The organism is Streptomyces sp. NPDC033229 (genome assembly GCF_055576875.1).
Window position 1 is genome coordinate 54,674 of record NZ_JBVIQR010000024.1, and the last position, 15,326, is coordinate 69,999.

14 protein-coding genes and 1 pseudogene are annotated in these 15,326 nt (G+C 73.1%); 8 read left to right on the forward strand and 7 right to left on the reverse strand.

Going from position 1 to position 15,326, the window contains the following annotated elements; genetic code table 11:
• Nucleotides 1–243 precede the first annotated feature (243 nt).
• The 3 genes from ACZ53N_RS21450 to ACZ53N_RS21460 all read right to left on the reverse strand — a co-directional run bounded on the left by ACZ53N_RS21450 (nucleotide 244) and on the right by ACZ53N_RS21460 (nucleotide 2,912).
• Entirely contained in the window at nucleotides 244–1,341 is a 1,098-nt protein-coding gene (locus ACZ53N_RS21450) for a sensor histidine kinase (protein ID WP_469142422.1), read from the reverse strand.
• A complete protein-coding gene (locus ACZ53N_RS21455; protein WP_469142423.1) occupies nucleotides 1,338–2,075 on the reverse strand; it encodes a response regulator transcription factor in 738 nt (245 codons plus the stop codon). The genes ACZ53N_RS21450 and ACZ53N_RS21455 overlap by 4 nt, the downstream gene beginning before the upstream one ends.
• A gap of 78 nt (nucleotides 2,076–2,153) precedes the next feature.
• A complete protein-coding gene (locus ACZ53N_RS21460; protein ID WP_469142424.1) occupies nucleotides 2,154–2,912 on the reverse strand; it encodes a spermidine synthase family protein in 759 nt (252 codons plus the stop codon).
• A 211-nt stretch (nucleotides 2,913–3,123) separates the two neighbouring features.
• On the opposite strand from ACZ53N_RS21460, the gene ACZ53N_RS21465 reads away from it, so the two are divergent.
• Nucleotides 3,124–4,197 (forward strand): rhomboid-like protein, encoded by a 1,074-nt coding sequence (locus tag ACZ53N_RS21465; RefSeq protein ID WP_469142425.1) that lies wholly within the window; start codon nucleotides 3,124–3,126, stop codon nucleotides 4,195–4,197.
• Between the two features lie 245 nt (nucleotides 4,198–4,442).
• Here ACZ53N_RS21465 and ACZ53N_RS21470 read toward each other — a convergent pair whose 3' ends face one another.
• Nucleotides 4,443–5,309: an NAD(P)-dependent oxidoreductase gene (locus ACZ53N_RS21470; RefSeq protein ID WP_469142426.1), complete on the reverse strand. Its 867-nt coding sequence runs from the start codon at nucleotides 5,307–5,309 to the stop codon at nucleotides 4,443–4,445.
• Between the two features lie 121 nt (nucleotides 5,310–5,430).
• Between ACZ53N_RS21470 and ACZ53N_RS21475 the strand changes: the two are divergent.
• The 3 genes and pseudogenes from ACZ53N_RS21475 to ACZ53N_RS21485 all read left to right on the forward strand — a co-directional run bounded on the left by ACZ53N_RS21475 (nucleotide 5,431) and on the right by ACZ53N_RS21485 (nucleotide 9,412).
• Nucleotides 5,431–6,421: pseudogene (locus ACZ53N_RS21475) on the forward strand (GlxA family transcriptional regulator).
• Between the two features lie 128 nt (nucleotides 6,422–6,549).
• The gene (gene lon, locus ACZ53N_RS21480) at nucleotides 6,550–8,970 is read left to right on the forward strand and encodes an endopeptidase La (protein ID WP_469142427.1); all 2,421 of its coding nucleotides are present in this window, start codon (nucleotides 6,550–6,552) and stop codon (nucleotides 8,968–8,970) included.
• 97 nt (nucleotides 8,971–9,067) lie between these two features.
• Nucleotides 9,068–9,412, forward strand: coding sequence for a deoxyxylulose-5-phosphate synthase (locus tag ACZ53N_RS21485; RefSeq protein ID WP_469142428.1), 345 nt, complete (start codon nucleotides 9,068–9,070; stop codon nucleotides 9,410–9,412).
• 13 nt (nucleotides 9,413–9,425) lie between these two features.
• Here ACZ53N_RS21485 and ACZ53N_RS21490 read toward each other — a convergent pair whose 3' ends face one another.
• Both ACZ53N_RS21490 and ACZ53N_RS21495 read right to left on the reverse strand, forming a co-directional pair.
• Entirely contained in the window at nucleotides 9,426–10,256 is an 831-nt protein-coding gene (locus tag ACZ53N_RS21490) for a pentapeptide repeat-containing protein (RefSeq protein ID WP_469142429.1), read from the reverse strand.
• Nucleotides 10,257–10,335: 79 nt separating this feature from the next.
• Nucleotides 10,336–10,779, reverse strand: a complete 444-nt coding sequence (locus ACZ53N_RS21495) for a nuclear transport factor 2 family protein (RefSeq protein ID WP_469142430.1) — start codon at nucleotides 10,777–10,779, stop codon at nucleotides 10,336–10,338.
• Between the two features lie 92 nt (nucleotides 10,780–10,871).
• Between ACZ53N_RS21495 and ACZ53N_RS21500 the strand changes: the two genes are divergently transcribed.
• From ACZ53N_RS21500 to ACZ53N_RS21515, 4 genes are all read left to right on the forward strand, one after another.
• On the forward strand, nucleotides 10,872–11,441 hold the full coding sequence (locus tag ACZ53N_RS21500; protein ID WP_469142431.1) for a PadR family transcriptional regulator: 570 nt from the start codon (nucleotides 10,872–10,874) through the stop codon (nucleotides 11,439–11,441).
• Between the two features lie 100 nt (nucleotides 11,442–11,541).
• Nucleotides 11,542–12,240: a molybdopterin cofactor-binding domain-containing protein gene (locus tag ACZ53N_RS21505; protein ID WP_469142432.1), complete on the forward strand. Its 699-nt coding sequence runs from the start codon at nucleotides 11,542–11,544 to the stop codon at nucleotides 12,238–12,240.
• 84 nt (nucleotides 12,241–12,324) lie between these two features.
• A complete protein-coding gene (locus ACZ53N_RS21510; RefSeq protein ID WP_469142433.1) occupies nucleotides 12,325–13,770 on the forward strand; it encodes a xanthine dehydrogenase family protein molybdopterin-binding subunit in 1,446 nt (481 codons plus the stop codon).
• Between the two features lie 61 nt (nucleotides 13,771–13,831).
• Nucleotides 13,832–14,290 (forward strand): (2Fe-2S)-binding protein, encoded by a 459-nt coding sequence (locus ACZ53N_RS21515; RefSeq protein WP_469142434.1) that lies wholly within the window; start codon nucleotides 13,832–13,834, stop codon nucleotides 14,288–14,290.
• A 14-nt stretch (nucleotides 14,291–14,304) separates the two neighbouring features.
• Here the strand turns inward: ACZ53N_RS21515 and ACZ53N_RS21520 are convergent, their stop codons facing one another.
• The gene (locus tag ACZ53N_RS21520; RefSeq protein ID WP_469142435.1) at nucleotides 14,305–15,318 is read right to left on the reverse strand and encodes a TrmB family transcriptional regulator; all 1,014 of its coding nucleotides are present in this window, start codon (nucleotides 15,316–15,318) and stop codon (nucleotides 14,305–14,307) included.
• Nucleotides 15,319–15,326 lie beyond the last annotated feature (8 nt).

The window sequence follows — 15,326 nt, forward strand, 5'->3', positions numbered from 1 at the left end:
CCGCCCTCTTCCGCTTCACAAGGTGATGGACAGCGGGAATAAAGGCTACGCCTGTCGGGGCACTCTATGCAGGCCACCCCGGCCAGTCGTCGCCTAAGTCACATTCATCGACGGGTTTCGAGGCATGACGTGGCGGGAAGCAGACGGGGTTCCGCTTCTCCCGCTGGCTTCCGGGTTCGCCGATTCCCGCTCACATCCCGCTGAATGTGTGCTTCCACCACCGACCCTACGTCAAGTCGCTTCTCAAGGTCCGCCCGGAAGAGTGACCCGGATGCGGCAACCGCGTGGTGATTCGGCCACGCCGATGCTGCCGCCGTGCAGATCGACCGCCCAGCGGGCGATGGCCAGGCCCAGACCCGTGCCCCCGTCGCTGTCCGGACCCTGCTGGCCGGAGCTGCCCCGGTTGAAGCGCTCGAAGACGCGGTGCCGCTCGGACTCGGGGATGCCCGGGCCCTCGTCCACGACCTCCAGGTCCAGCGACTGCGGCCCCTCGCCCCGGCGGGCGCGGACCGTGACCCGGCCGTGCCGGGGGCTGTGCTTGACGGCGTTGTCGACCAGATTGGCCACCACCTGGTGCAGCCGCTCGGCGTCCGCGTGCGCGGTCAGCTCCGGCGGCTGGACGTCCAGGTGCAGATGCACGTCCTTGCGGGCGCGCGGCGAGGCACCGGAGCCGGCCGCCATGCTGGCCTCCTTCAGCACCCCCGCCAGATACGGCCAGACCTCGAAGCGCCGGGCGTGCAGCGGCACCACGCCGTTGTCCAGCCGGGACAGGTCCAGCAACTGCTCCACCAGCCGCCCCAGCCGCTCCGTCTGGCGCAGCGCGGTGCGCATCGTCTCCGGATCGGCGGCCGAGACCCCGTCCACCACGTTCTCCAGCACCGCCCGCAGCCCCGCGATCGGGGTGCGCAGCTCGTGCGAGACGTTGGCGACCAGCTCCTTGCGGTGGGTGTCGACCGCCTCCAGGTCGGCCGCCATCCGGTTGAAGGCCTTGGCCAGGTCGCCGAACTCGTCCCGCCGCCCGCCGCCGACCCGTCGGCTGTAGTCACCGTGCGCCATCGACCGGGTGACCTCGGTCATCTCGTCCAGCGGCGCGGTCAGCCCGTGCGCCACGAACTGGGTTATCAGCAGCGAGGCGATGATCGAGAAGATCGTGATGACCCGCAGCTCGGTGGCCGAGTGGATCGCGACGAAGACCAGGAAGGTCGTGATGACCACCGAGCCGATGACGAGCGCGCCCAGCGCCGCCTTCACCGACCGGTAGGGGTCCAGCGGGCGCAGCGCCGCCCAGACGCGGCTCCACAGGCCCGGCCGACGGCCGTCGCCGACTCGCGGGCCGGTCATGCCGCCGGGGTCTCCAGCGCGTACCCGACGCCGTGGACGGTGCGGATCCGCTCCGCCCCGATCTTCCGGCGCAGCGCCTTGATGTGACTGTCCACGGTCCGGGTGCCGGAGGCGTCGGCCCAGTCCCACACCTCGGCGAGCAACTGCTCGCGGGAGAGGACGGCGCGCGGGGTGTTGGCCAGGCAGACCAGCAGGTCGAACTCCGTGGGCGTCAGATGCACGTCCGTGCCGCGTACGCGCACTCTTCGCTGCGCGTGGTCGATCTCCAGCTCGCCCAGGCGCAGGATGCCGCTGCGCGGGGTGTGCGCGGCGAGCGCGGCCCGCTCCACCCGCCGCAGCAGCACGTGCACCCGCGCCGCCAGCTCGCGCATCGAGAACGGCTTGGTCATGTAGTCGTCGGCGCCCACGCCCAGCCCGACCAGCATGTCGGTCTCGTCGTCACGGGCCGTGAGCATCAGCACCGGTACCGGCCGCTGTGCCTGCACCCGGCGGCAGACCTCCAGGCCGTCGAAGCCCGGCAGCATCACGTCCAGCACCAGCAGATCCGGCTGCCAGGCCTCGGCGGCGTCGACCGCCGCCGGCCCGTCGCCGGCGGTCCGTACGTGAAATCCCTCGGCCCGCAGCCGGGCCGCGATCGCGTCGACGATCGTCCGGTCGTCCTCGACGACCAGGACCCGTCGCTGAGCCCCGGCGGAGGCTGTGGTGCCGCTCGGGCCGATGTGTGTGTGCTCCATGCGCCCCGCCCCTAGCGTCTTCCCGTGCCTCGTCGTGCCACTGTGGCAAGCAGGGTACGGGCAGGTGACGGCGGACGGCTACGCGGCCTTGACCGCGAGGTGAACCACGTCGGGGACGCCCCGGGCAACGGTGATCTCTTCGGTTCTTACCCCGTCGAACCCGGCATTCCGGAGGGCCTCCTCGAACTCCGCGGAGGGCTGGGCGGACCAGACGGCGAGCACCCCGCCGGGTGTCAGCCGCGCCCGGCAGGCCGCGAGACCGGTGGGGGAGTAGAGACCGTCGTTGTCCTCCGTGACGGTCCAGCCGGGGCCGTTGTCGATGTCGAGACACAGCGCGTCATAGTCCCCCACAGCCTTGAGGGCGTGGGAGGTGCCCCCATCCCCGGAGGTGCGGAGGTGGGCGACGAGGTCGGTGTGGAGGAGCTCCGTGCGCGGGTCGGCGAGGGCGTCGGCGGAGATCGCGGCGAGCGGGCCGGTGCGGTGCCAGTCGATGACCGCGCCCTCCCGCTCGACGACCGTGACGCGCCCCCAGCGCGGCTCGGCGGCCGCGTGCGCGAGCGAGAAGCCCACGCCGAGCCCGCCGATCAGGACCGCCGGGTCCGGGCGCTCGGGGGGCAGGGCGGCGAGCGCGGCGTCGACCAGCAGCCGTTCGGAACGGCCGTCGGAGGTGTCCATCAGGAAGCAGCCGTTGGCGATGATCTCGTAGACCGCGCCGGTCACCCCGTCTCCGCCTCCGCGCCGTCTGAGCACCACCTCGCCGTACGGTCCCTCGCGGCGCTCGACGGTGACGGGCGCGGCCTCGGTGTCGTGGTCAAACCGGACGTACGGGACGGTCATGCGGGCCTCCGGGAGGGCGGTGATGCTCGGCGGACGCAGGGCGCGGGTATGCAGTTGACAGGGGTGACAGGGGTCACTGCCGGACGTGATCCGGCGGGTCACGGCGCACCTTAGTGTTCATAGGGCGACCGATGCGCGGCCTTTTCCGAGGGGTCCGCCGCACGGCCGCCGCGCATACCCAGGAGAGCCCGGTGGAAAGGGGCTTGGCCGAGTGACCGTGGTGGATCCCGCCGATGATTCGGCCACCGGTGCGCGGACCGCGAGCGGCGGCGCGTCACCCCGGCAGCCGTCCCGCCTCCGCCGTCCCGGGCGTCTCCTGCCCACCCCCACCGGCACGCCGTTCACGTTCGGCTACGGGCTGATCCTGCTCGCCACCGCCCTCTACACGGACTTCGGCGACCAGGCGACGGTCGACCGGCTGCTCCGCGAGTCCAGCACCGACGCGGCGCACCTCGCCGAGCAGCCGCTGTTCGTCCTCGTGACCAGCGCCCTGTGGATCGCGGGCGGGATCCATTCGCTCTACGGCGTGGCCTTCCTGCTCGTCGTCACCGCGCTGGAGCGGCGGGTCGGCGGGGCGCGGGCCGCCGGGGTCTTCCTGCTCGGCCATGTGCTGGCCACGCTCGCGACCGAGCTTCCGGTGGCGGGCGCCGTCGCCGTGGGCCGGCTGCCCGCGGAGTCCATGCACCGCCTCGACTACGGCATCAGTTTCGGGCTGATGGCGTGCATCGGCGCGCTGTCCGGGCTGCTGCCGCCCCGTGGGAAGTGGCCCCTGCTCGGTGTGGCGGGCGCGATGTGCGCCCAGGACCTGATCGAACTCGTCGACCCCCTCGCCAGTTGGGGCCACCCCATCGCGCTGCTGACCGGTCTGGCCTGTGTGCCGTTGGTCCGCGACGCGGCCGGGCGCAAGAGCGCCGTCGCCGGTCGGGCCGCCACCGTCTCAGCGGACCGTGCCGTCCCACTGCCACTGCTCCCGCCGTGGCTGCCCCGGCAGTACGCCCCGACCGGTGCACCACAGGAGGGTGCGGCCGGGGGCATGGCCTTCCGGGGCGCCGGGGAAGAGCCGCTCGACGGCGGGCGCGCAGAGCCCGTCGGGCGGGCTCCAGTCGAGCCCGAGGCCCCGCGCGACGTCATGGGTGTGCACGACGGTCTCCACCACGCCCATGGCGGCGAAGCCGGGCCCGTCGGAGTGGCCCCACGGGTGCCAGGCGCGGTCCCCCGCCCCCGCACCCCGGACGGTGCCGGCGAGCAGCGACGCCGCGATGCGGATGCCCTCCAGGCGGGCTGAGACCGGCGCCCCGGGGTCCAGCGAGGCGAAGAGCGTGATGTAGCGGTCGGTCGGCTTGGCGGTGAGCAGCCCCGCGTAGCCGACGAGGCCGAGCGCCAGGTGGTCGAGCGTCGTGTGACAGGACCAGTCGAGGCCCCCGGCGGGCACGGACCAGTCCTTCGCCGCCTCCGTCTCCAGGGCGGCGGTGCACTCCTCGGCCGCCGCGACGACGAGAGAGGCCCAGGCCGCGGTGGTCTCGGGCGCGCTCATGCCCGGCCCCCGTCGCGGACGACCTCGATCAGGCGCGCGTAGCTGTCGCCGCCGTGGCCCGCGGCGACGGCCCGGGTGACGGACGCCTTGAGCAGCAGCGGCAGCCCGACGTCCAGGCCGCCCGCCTCACTCGCGTGGACGAGGTGGTCCATCGACGCGAGGTGGATGTCGAGGGTGGCGTCGTCGCCCGGGTAGTGACCGGCGTCGATCTGGGGCGCGTACGTGGCCATGAACCCGGAGACGGCCGTCAGCCAGCGGATCGCCACCGGCGTGAAGTCCCCCGCGGGCACCCCCTCGGAGCCGGTCAGCGCGGCGCCGTGCAGCCAGCCGCTGAGCGTCGACCACATCAGGCCGAGCAGGGCCGTGTCGTAGAGCGAGGCGAGGCCCGGGTCCGCGCCGAGGTCCAGGGGGTCGCCCAGGCTCGCCAGCGTCGTCCGGTGCGCGGCGAACGCGGTCGGCGAGCCGCTGTAGAGCAGCATGAACTCCGCGCTCCCGATGCCCGGCGGGGTCGTCATGACGGCCCCGTCGAGGTAGTCGGCGCCGTGCTCCGCCGCCCACGCGGCACCGGCCCGGGCCTGCTCGGGCGTGCCGGAGGTGAGGTTGACGAGGGTGCGGCCGGCGAGCTCGCCCACGACGGGGTCGAGGACGGCGTGGACGTCGTCGTAGGTCGTCACGCAGATCACGACGAGCCCGCTCGCGGTGACCGCGTCGCGCACCGACTCCGCGCGGACGGCCCCTCGCCCGACGAGCGCGTCGGCCCGGGCGGCCGAGCGGTTCCAGACGGTGGTCGGGTGACCGGCCTTCAGGAAGGCGTCGGCCAGCGCCGTGCCCATCGAACCCAGGCCGAGAACGGTCACACTCATGGTGTTTCTCCCCGCGTATCGCAGAAGTCGATCAAGTGGGACCACGCTCGCACCGTCCGATGCGCCCGGACAGTGGCAGAACTGACGGCTGTCGAAAAATTCCTGCCATAGGCTGCCGGGCATGAGCGCTGGTTCCGTGGCCGTGGCAGTGATCGACGACGACGTCCCCTTCTGGGACCTGTACGAGCTGGGGGTCGTCTGTACGGTCTTCGGCATCCCGCACCACGACCTGGCCGACCCCTGGTACGACCTGCGGCTCTGCTCGGCCGGAGGGAACTCGGCGCAGGCCGCGTCCGGCGCGGGCGGCTTCGCGCTGCGCACCCCCTACGGGCTGGACGCGCTGGCCGGCGCGGACACCGTGATCGTCCCCTCGGTGCCGGAAGCCTGCGTCGACGGCGGCCGGGAGCTCCCCCCGGAACTCCTCACCGCGCTGCGCCGGGCCGCCGACGGCGGTGCCCGCATGGTGTCCCTGTGCGCCGGCGCCTTCGCGCTCGCCGCCGCCGGGATCCTCGACGGCCGCCGCGCCACCGCCCACTGGATGCACACCGAGGAACTGGGGCGGCGGTACCCCAAGGTCGACGTCGACGACTCGGTCCTCTACGTGGACGACGGCGACGTCCTCACCAGCGCCGGGGTCACCGCCGGGCTCGACCTGTGCCTGCACCTGGTCCGCCGCGACCTCGGCGCGCACGTCGCCAACCAGTTGGCCCGCCGCCTGGTCGTCCCCGCGCACCGGCCCGGCGGCCAGGCGCAGTACGTCGAGGCGTCCGTCCCCGCCGCCGACGACGAGGGGCTCGCGCCCGTACTCCACGTGGGCCACCGGGCACCTGGACCGGCCGCTGACCGTCGACGACCTGGCCCGGCGTGCCGGGATGAGCCCCCGGACCTTCTTCCGCCGCCTCCAGGCCGCCACCGGCACCACCCCGCTCCAGTGGCTGCTCACCCAGCGGCTCGCCCGGGCCCAGTCGCTGCTGGAGTCGACCGGACTGTCGGTCGAGAAGATCAGCGAGCTCAGCGGGCTGGGCACCGGGGCCAATCTGCGCCGCCACTTCACCCTGCACTTCGGCATCACGCCGACGGACTACCGACGGGCCTTCCCGACGGCGGCGTGAGCCGCTGCCGCGCCCTGCCCTTCGCGTGATCGCTGAGAGCGAACAGAATCCGGCCACGCCCGGGGAACACCAACGGCATCAGAAGCATTGAGTCGGTATAACTCAACTTGCCTGCCGAAGGGGAGATCATGGCTTCGACGTCCACACCGCTCACCCTGCCCGTGCTGCCGCTCGACGACGAGGTGGTGCTGCCCGGCATGGTGGTGCCGCTCGATCTGACCGATACCGAGGTACGGGCCGCGGTGGAGGCCGCCCAGGCCGCCGCCACCGGCGACAACAAGCCGAGGGTGCTGCTTGTGCCCCGCGTCGAGGGGACGTACGCGGGCGTCGGCACGCTCGGCACCGTCGAGCAGGTCGGCCGGCTCTCCGACGGCGACCCCGGCGCGCTCATCCGCGGTGTCCGCCGCGTCCGCGTCGGGGCCGGTACGACCGGGCCCGGGGCCGCGCTGTGGATCGAGGGCACCCAGATCGAGGAGATCACCCCCGACCCGCTGCCCGGCGCGGTCACCGAGCTGATGAAGGAGTACAAGGCGCTGGCCACGAGCTGGCTCCGCAAGCGCGGCGCCTGGCAGGTAGTGGACCGCGTCCAGCAGATCGACGACGTCGCCCAGCTCGCCGACAACTCCGGCTACTCCCCCTTCCTCACCGTCGCCCAGCGCGTCGAGCTGCTGGAGACCGCCGACCCGGTGGCCCGGCTCAAGCTCGCCGTGAAGTGGCTCGGCGACCACCTCGCCGAGCAGGACGTCGCCGAGTCCATCGCCAAGGACGTCCAGGAAGGCGTCGACAAGCAGCAGCGCGAGTTCCTGCTCCGCCGCCAGCTGGAAGCCGTCCGCAAGGAGCTGGCCGAGCTCAACGGCGACCCGGAGAACGAGTCCGACGACTACCGCGACCGCGTCGAGGCCGCCGACCTGCCGGACAAGGTCCGCGAGGCGGCCCTCAAGGAGGTCGACAAGCTGGAGCGCTCCTCCGACCAGAGCCCCGAGGGCAGCTGGATCCGCACCTGGCTCGACACGGTGCTCGAACTGCCGTGGAACGAGCGCACGGAGGACGCCTACGACATCGCCGGCGCCAAGGCCGTGCTCGACGCCGACCACGCGGGCCTCGCGGACGTGAAGGAGCGGATCACCGAATACCTGGCGGTGCGCAAGCGGCGCGCCGACCGGGGGCTGGGCGTGGTCGGCGGGCGGCGCGGGGGCGCGGTGCTGGCGCTCGTAGGCCCGCCGGGGGTCGGAAAGACCTCACTCGGAGAATCGGTCGCCCGGGCCATGGGCCGCAAGTTCGTGCGCGTCGCGCTCGGCGGCGTACGCGACGAGGCGGAGATCCGCGGCCACCGCCGCACCTACGTGGGCGCGCTGCCCGGCCGGATCGTGCGGGCGGTCAAGGAGGCCGGTTCGATGAACCCGGTCGTGCTGCTCGACGAGATCGACAAGGTCGGCTCCGACTACCGCGGCGACCCGGCGGCGGCCCTCCTGGAGGTCCTGGACCCGGCACAGAACCACACCTTCCGGGACCACTACCTGGAGGTCGAGCTGGACCTGTCGGACGTGGTGTTCCTGGCGACGGCGAACGTCCTGGAGGCGATCCCCGAGGCGCTGCTCGACCGCATGGAACTGGTCCGCCTCGACGGCTACACCGAGGACGAGAAGGTCACCATCGCCCGGGACCACCTGCTGCCCAGGCAGCTGGAGCGCGCGGGCCTGGAGCCCGGCGAGGTCGTGCTGGCGGACGACGCCCTGCGCAAGCTCGCGGGCGAGTACACCCGTGAGGCGGGCGTGCGCACCCTGGAGCGCTCGGTCGCCCGGCTGCTGCGCAAGATCGCGGCCCAGCACGAACTGGGCGAGCGGGAACTGCCGCTGACCCTGGGCGCGGACGACCTGCGCGCCCTGATCGGCCGGCCGCACCACACGCCCGAGTCCGCCCAGGACCCGGCCGAACGGCGCACGTCCGTACCCGGCGTGGCGACGGGCCTCGCGGTGACCGGCGCGGGCGGCGACGTGCTGTTCGTGGAGGCGTCCCTGGCCGATCCCGAGACGGGCGCGGCGGGACTGACCCTGACCGGCCAGCTGGGCGACGTGATGAAGGAGTCCGCCCAGATCGCCCTGTCCTTCCTCCGCTCCCACGGCGCCGAACTGGAACTCCCCGTCGGTGACTTCAAGGAGCGCGGCGTCCACCTCCACGTCCCCGCGGGCGCGGTCCCCAAGGACGGCCCGAGCGCGGGCATCACGATGACGACGGCCCTGGCCTCCCTGCTCTCCGGCCGCCGGGTCCGCCCGGATGTCGCCATGACGGGCGAGGTCTCGCTGACGGGCCGCGTCCTGCCCATCGGCGGCGTCAAGCAGAAGCTGCTGGCCGCGCACCGGGCCGGGGTGACCACGGTGATCATCCCGAAGCGGAACGAAGCCGACCTGGACGACGTCCCGGCGGAGGTGCTCGCGAAGCTCGACGTCCACCCGGTCTCGGACGTCCGCCAGGTCCTGGAACTGGCCCTCGAGCCGGCGACGGGGACGGCCGCGTCGAAGCCGGCGCCGGAGGTCGTGGCCGCGGCGTAGGGGTAGTGAGGGTATGGCCCGGCTCCCGCTCACGGGAGCCGGGCCACGCGGCGAAAACCCGTCGATGCGGGGTCTTCGAGGCGCCTACCGTGGCCGTATGCCGCCAGCGAAGACCTCGTACGTCTGCCTGCCCTGCCGGGCCTCGTACAAGCAGCAGTACCCTGCCCCGCGCGACCGCGACCGCGTCCGGCCCTGCCCCCGCTGCGCCCGGCCGCTGGTCCACGTCGGCTCGGCCTTCGCGCCGCCGCCGAGGCGGGACGCCGAGGGCTGGCGGGTGCTCGCGGTGCTGTTGCACGCGGGCATCCGCTTCCACAAGAACTGCTGCGGCGGCGGACCGGGCTACCGTCCGCGCACGCTCGCCGAGGTGCGGGAGCGGATGGCGTACGCGCGGGCGACGGGAGAACCGTTCGCGCAAGCGCTTCTGCGACCCGAGCTTCCCTGATCCGGCCGGGTGTCTACCAGTGCGCCGGACGGTTCAGCGTCGGCGGCAGCTTCGTCTCGGCGGAGCCCTTCGCCGCGTTGAGCTGGGCCTGGGTGAGGAAGAGGCTGCCGGTCAGGTCCGCGCCGGACAGGTCGGCGTCGCGGAAGTCCGCGCCGATCAGGTCCGCCGACCGCAGGTCGGCCTTCTTGAGGTCGGCGGCGATGAGGTAGGCGCCCCGGAGATTGGCACCCCGAAGGTTCGCGCCGCCCAGCCTGGCGCCGATGAGGTCGGCTCCCCGGTGGTTCTTCTTGCGGCCGGGGACGTCGGCCCGTACGAGTTCGCTGGTGCGCAGCAGCAGCGTGTTCACGCCGTGCCGGACCTCCGCCACGTCCACCGTCGCGAGCTCCTCCGCGCTGCCGCGTGTGAGGCGGTCGGTGTCGTTCAGGGCGCGGCGGAGGTCGCCGTGCAGGGAGCGGGCGGCCGGCATCGACAGGGCCTCCGTCAAGTACCACAGCAGCTCGTGGAGCTGCCGCATGACGGGGAACACATCGAACATCTGCCGGGCCGAGTCAGGGGCCTCCCGCCAGTTCCGGCCGAGGAAGGTGACCTGGGAGACCTTCTGCCCCGCGCCGAAGCAGTCGAAGACGGTGCAGCCGGAGAAGCCCCGCTCGCGGAGCCGCGTGTGGATGCCGCAGGTGAAGTCCTTCTTGAGGTTCGAGCACGGCTTGCCCGCGTCCTTGTTCACCGCGAAGTCCGCGGAGGCCGCGAAGGGCAGCGCGACGCAGCACAGCCCGAAGCAGCTTCCGCAGTCCGCCTGCAGGTCGGCGCGGTCCGGGGCGGGGGAGGGGGCGTCCTGCTTCGGCAAGGTCTCTGTTCTCCACTGGCGACACGAGCACGGCGACTCTCCGCTGTGCTCTGGGTACGGCCCCCATTCTCCCCCAGGACTAGCCTTCCGCCGAAGCGGACGCCGGGGCCGGGACCAGGCCGTCCGCCACCAGGCCCGCGAACACCGCCCGCCCCAGCGTCTGCACCGCGGACTGCGGGCGGACCATGACGGTGAACTCCTTGATCCGGCCCTCCTCGTCGAACTGCAGCATGTCGATGCCGTGGATCTGCTTGCCGTCCACCGTGGCCCGGAAGAGCAGGATCTCCGACGCGGCGTCGGCGCCGTCCGTGCTGGTCTCGGCCGTGCCCTCGAACCGCCCGACGTAGCGGAAGTCCTCGAACGTGCGCAGCAGGACGCCGAGCAGGCCCAGCACCATGGGCCGGCCCTCGAAGGGGGCGAACTTCACCGGGCTGTAGAAGCGGACGTCCTCGGTGAACAGGCCCTCCATCCCGGCGAGGTCCCGCTTCTCCACGGCGGTACGGAAACGTTCGGCGATCGGCATGACGGCTCCTCCGATACTCAAGAATCTGACTAGTCGCTTTGTTGAGTAGTTATCCTGCGGTCCCGGACCACGAAGGGGAAGAGGGCGAGTCGATGGCTTTGCGACATGCCGTGCTCGCGGCGCTGCTGGACGGCGAGCACAGCGGATACCAGCTGGCCAAGGCGTTCGACGTCGGCGTCGCGAACTTCTGGCACGCCCTGCCCCAGCAGCTCTACGCCGAGCTGACGAAGCTGGAGCAGGAAGGGCTGATCACGGGCCGGGAGGTGGTCCAGGAAGGCCGGCCCAACAAGCGGCTGTTCCGTGTCACCGACGCCGGCGCCGCCGAGCTGGAGCGGTTCGCCGCCGCCGCTTCGAAGCCCTCGTTCATCCGCGACGACCTGCTGGTGAAGGTCCGGGCAGCCGACCACGTCGACAGCGGGCCGGTGATCGAACAACTGGAGGAGCGGGCAGCCGTCGCCGCCGCCAAGGCCGAGCTGTTCGGCGAGCTGCTGCGGACGATGCGCGGCGCGGCGGACGAGGCGGAATTCCTCCTCCGCGGCGAGCGGATCGGCCCGTATCTGACCTGCCTGCGCGGCCTCGCCTTCGAGCGGGAGAACCGCGACTGGTGTCTGCGGGTCGCGGGCGTCCTGCGGCAGCGGCGGACGGTGGCCGCCGAGCGGTAGCGAGGTCTGGCCGGGACGCCTCTTGCCCTCGGCCTACCCGCCAGTAATGATCTTCGGAGGGTCCGGCACCGGCGGCGGGCCGGGGCGGGACGGAGCTCTCATGGCGGAACCCAGCAGGCGCGGCTTTCTCACCTACCTCGTCGCGGCGCCCACCCTCGCCGTGGCCACCGGCCTCGGCACGGCGGGAGCGGCCGCCGCCGCCCCGGCCGTCGCCGACGCCGCGGTCCGTGCCCCCGTGCCCAGCCTCCCCGCGCCCGCCGACCTCGTCGACCTCGGGGACATCCTGATCCTCGCCGGTGCCCCCACCGCCCACATGCTGGTGCTGACCGTCGGCGAGGACGGCCGCGTCTCCTTCCGGCTGCCGCGCGAAGAGGTCGGGCAGGGGCTGACGACGGCCGTGGCGATGCTGGTGGCCGAGGAAATGGACATCGCCGTCGACCGGATCGACATCCGACTGGAGGACGCGCGGCCGGAGTTGCTCTTCGGCCAGTTCACCGGGAGTTCCAACTCCATCCGCTCGCTGTACGGCCCGGTCCGGCACACCGCCGCCGCGGCCCGGGCACGCCTGGTGCGGGCCGCCGCCAAGCGGTGGGGGACCGCGGAGAGCGGGCTGCGCACCCAGGGCGGCGCCGTCGTGGCGCCGGACGGGCGCAGCGCCCCGTACGGGTCCCTCGCGGTCGAGGCCGCCGCGCGTGACCTCGGCGCGGTCACCGCCGCACCCAAACCGGAGTCCGCGCACACCCTCGTCGGCACCCCCACCTCCCGTATCGACGCCCGGGCCATGGTCACCGGCAAGTAGCGGTACACCCTGGACCTCGACGTCCCCGGCGCCAAGCCCTGCATGGTGCGCAGACCGCCGACCCTGGGTGGCACCGTGCGGTCCGTGCGGAACGAGGCCGCCGTCCGGGCCATGCCCGGGGTCCTCGACGTCGTCACCCTCCCCACCGGTGTGGCCGTCGTCGCCGAGACTTTCGGCCAGGCACTCGACGCGAAGAACAAGCTCGACGTCGCCTGGGGCCCGGGCACCGTCGACGGCCTCTCCGACGACGACATCCGTGCCCGGCTGAAGGCCGCGGCCGCGCCCCTGGTGGACCTGCCGCCGCTGACCCGGCACATCGACGCAGAGTTCGACTTCGCGTTCGCCAGTCACGCGCCGCTGGAGACCAACTCCGCGGTCGCGGACGTCAGGGCCGACCGGGCGACGATCTGGTCCGGGCTCAAGGGGCCGATCGTCGCCCAGCAGACCATCGCGAAGGAACTCGGGCTGCCCGTCGACAAGGTCACCGTCCATGTGGTGCAGGCGGGCGGCTCCTTCGGGCGGCGGCTGTTCTTCGACGCGGCACTGGAGGCCGCCCGGGTGTCCCGGCGCAGCGGGCGCCCGGTGCGGCTGATGTGGTCCCGCGTCGACGACATGCGGCACGGCCGGATGCGGCCCGCCACCCACCACCGGATACGGGCCACCTACGCGCTCGGCAAGGTGCTGAGTTTCGACCACCGGGTGGCCGCCGTCGAGACCGACTTCCGGCATGGCCTCGGCGAGATCCTCAGCGCGACCGCCACGAAACTGCCCGGCGGCCTCGGCAACGCCGCCTTCGCGCAGACCCTCTTCCACACGACCGTCAAGTGCCCGTACCACTTCGGCGTCACCACCCAGCACCTGACCGAAGTGCCGCTGAAGATGCCCACCGCCTCCTGGCGGTCGGTGTACTCGGCGAACACCCGCGGGGCCGAGGAGATCCTCGTCGACGAACTGGCCGCGAAGCTGGGGAAGGACCCCGTCGACTTCCGCCGCGCGTGCCTGAAGAACCCGGCGCAGCGCGCCGTGCTCGACAAGGTCGCGCGGGAGGGCGAGTGGGGGCGGCCGATGCCGGCCGGGCACGCGCAGGGGGTCGGCTACCACGAGGAGTACAAGTCCCGTACGGCCTGCCTGGTCGAGATCGACGCGCGTGACCCGAAGAAGCCGCGCGTCACCAAGGCCGTGATCGCGGCCGACGTGGGGCGGCCGATCAACCCGCGCGGGCTGGAGGCCCAACTGCTCGGCGGACTGACGGACGCCATCTCGACCACGCTGCGGGCGGGGCTGCACATCGACGAGGGGCTGCCGCTGGAGGGCAGTTACTCGCAGTTCCACTACGCGCGCCAGCAGGACTCCCCACCGGACGTCCGGATCTTCATCATGCCCGCCACCGGGGAACCGGGCGGCGCGGGGGAGCTCGGCGTGCCGGCCGCCGTCGGCGCGATCGCCAACGCCTACGCCCGGGCCACGGGCACCGGCCCCCGGCGCTTTCCGGTCAACTTCGACGTCGACTTCACCCCGTTCCCCCGCTAGTTCACGGGACGAGCGACCACCGGGCCCGGCGCGGGCCGAAAGCCAGAACCCAGGAGCCTCCATGCCCTCCCACACCTTCACCGTCAACGGGCGGTCCGTCACCGTCGACGCCCCCGACGATCTGCCCCTGCTGTGGGCGCTGCGCGACCTGCTGGGCATCCGCGGGCCCAAGTACGGCTGCGGGATCGACGTCTGCAAGGCCTGCACCAGTCATCTGGACGGCGAGGCCGTCAGACCGTGCGTCGTCCCGGTCGCCGAGGCCGCGGGCCGTGACGTCACCACCATCGAGGGACTCGCCGACGGCGACACCCTGCACCCCGTCCAGGAGGCCTGGCTGGAGCAGGACGTCGCCCAGTGCGGCTACTGCCAGCCGGGCCAGATCATGGCCGCCGTCGCCCTGCTGAAGCGGACGAAGAACCCGACGGACGCCGACATCGACGCGATCGCCAACGTCTGCCGCTGCGGCACCTACTTCCGCATCCGCGAGGCCATCCACAGCGCGGCGGCGAAGATGCGCTGACCCGCGCGCGGCGGTCAGCGCTCCAGCCACCCCCGCAAGGTCGCCTGCGCGCCCGCCTGGAAGCGGGTGTCCGCGCCCAGCGCCTCCAGCAGCCCGCTGATACGGCGCCGGGCGGTGTGGACGTGGACGCCCAGCCGACGGGCGATGGCTTCGTCCTTCAAGCCCGCGGCGAGGAGCCCGAGGAGCTCCCTGCGGTGCTCGGAGACCCGGCCGTCCCCGCCGGTGGTGCCCAGGGGGACCGCGCGGTCCCAGACCGTCTCGAAGAGGGGCAGCAGTGCGTCGCGCAGCAGGGTCTCCCCGATGACCAGGGCCGAGGCCGCCGGGTCGGCGGTGTCGGCGGGCGGCAGCAGGGTCACCCGGCCGTCGACGGCGATCAGCCGGGTGGGGACCTCGGTGGCGGTCCGTACCCGCACCCCGCGCCCGGCCAGGGCCGTGAGGGTGCGCAGCCGGTCGGGGCCGAGGCCGTCGCGCCGGACGGCCATGCGGACCCCGACCCCGCGGGCGGGCAGCGCCTCGACGAGGGTCTCGAACAGTGGGTCCGTCGCCATGCCGCCCGGGCAGGGCGGGCGGTCCAGGACGACGACCTCGCGCTCGGCGGAGGCCAGCAGATACGCGGTGCGCTCGGCGATGGCCTCCGCGCCGCTGACGGCTTCCACGCCGCCTCCGACGGCCGTGCCACCGGCGCTGAGCCGCCCCGCGATGTGGTCGGCCGACAGGCGTAATCGCTCCAGCTCGGCCGACTTCAGATGCAGCTCCGCCTGCCTTCGGTGGATCAGCGTGCGGATGGCGGCGGCCGGCGCCACCGGCTGGGGCAGCGGCCGCCCGCCCCCCGGGCCGGGCGGCGGACCGGGCAGGGTGAAGCCGTGGTCCCGTAAGAGGACCAGCGCCGCCTCCAACTCCCCATACTCCATGCCGAGTTGGTCCGCCAGTGCCGCCATGTCGGGCGCCCGGTCGCTCAACAGCGCCTCATAGACCCGCTCCTCGGCCTCCCCCAGGCCAAGGGCGTGCAGTTCCGCCCCCTCGATCATGTGAGTGA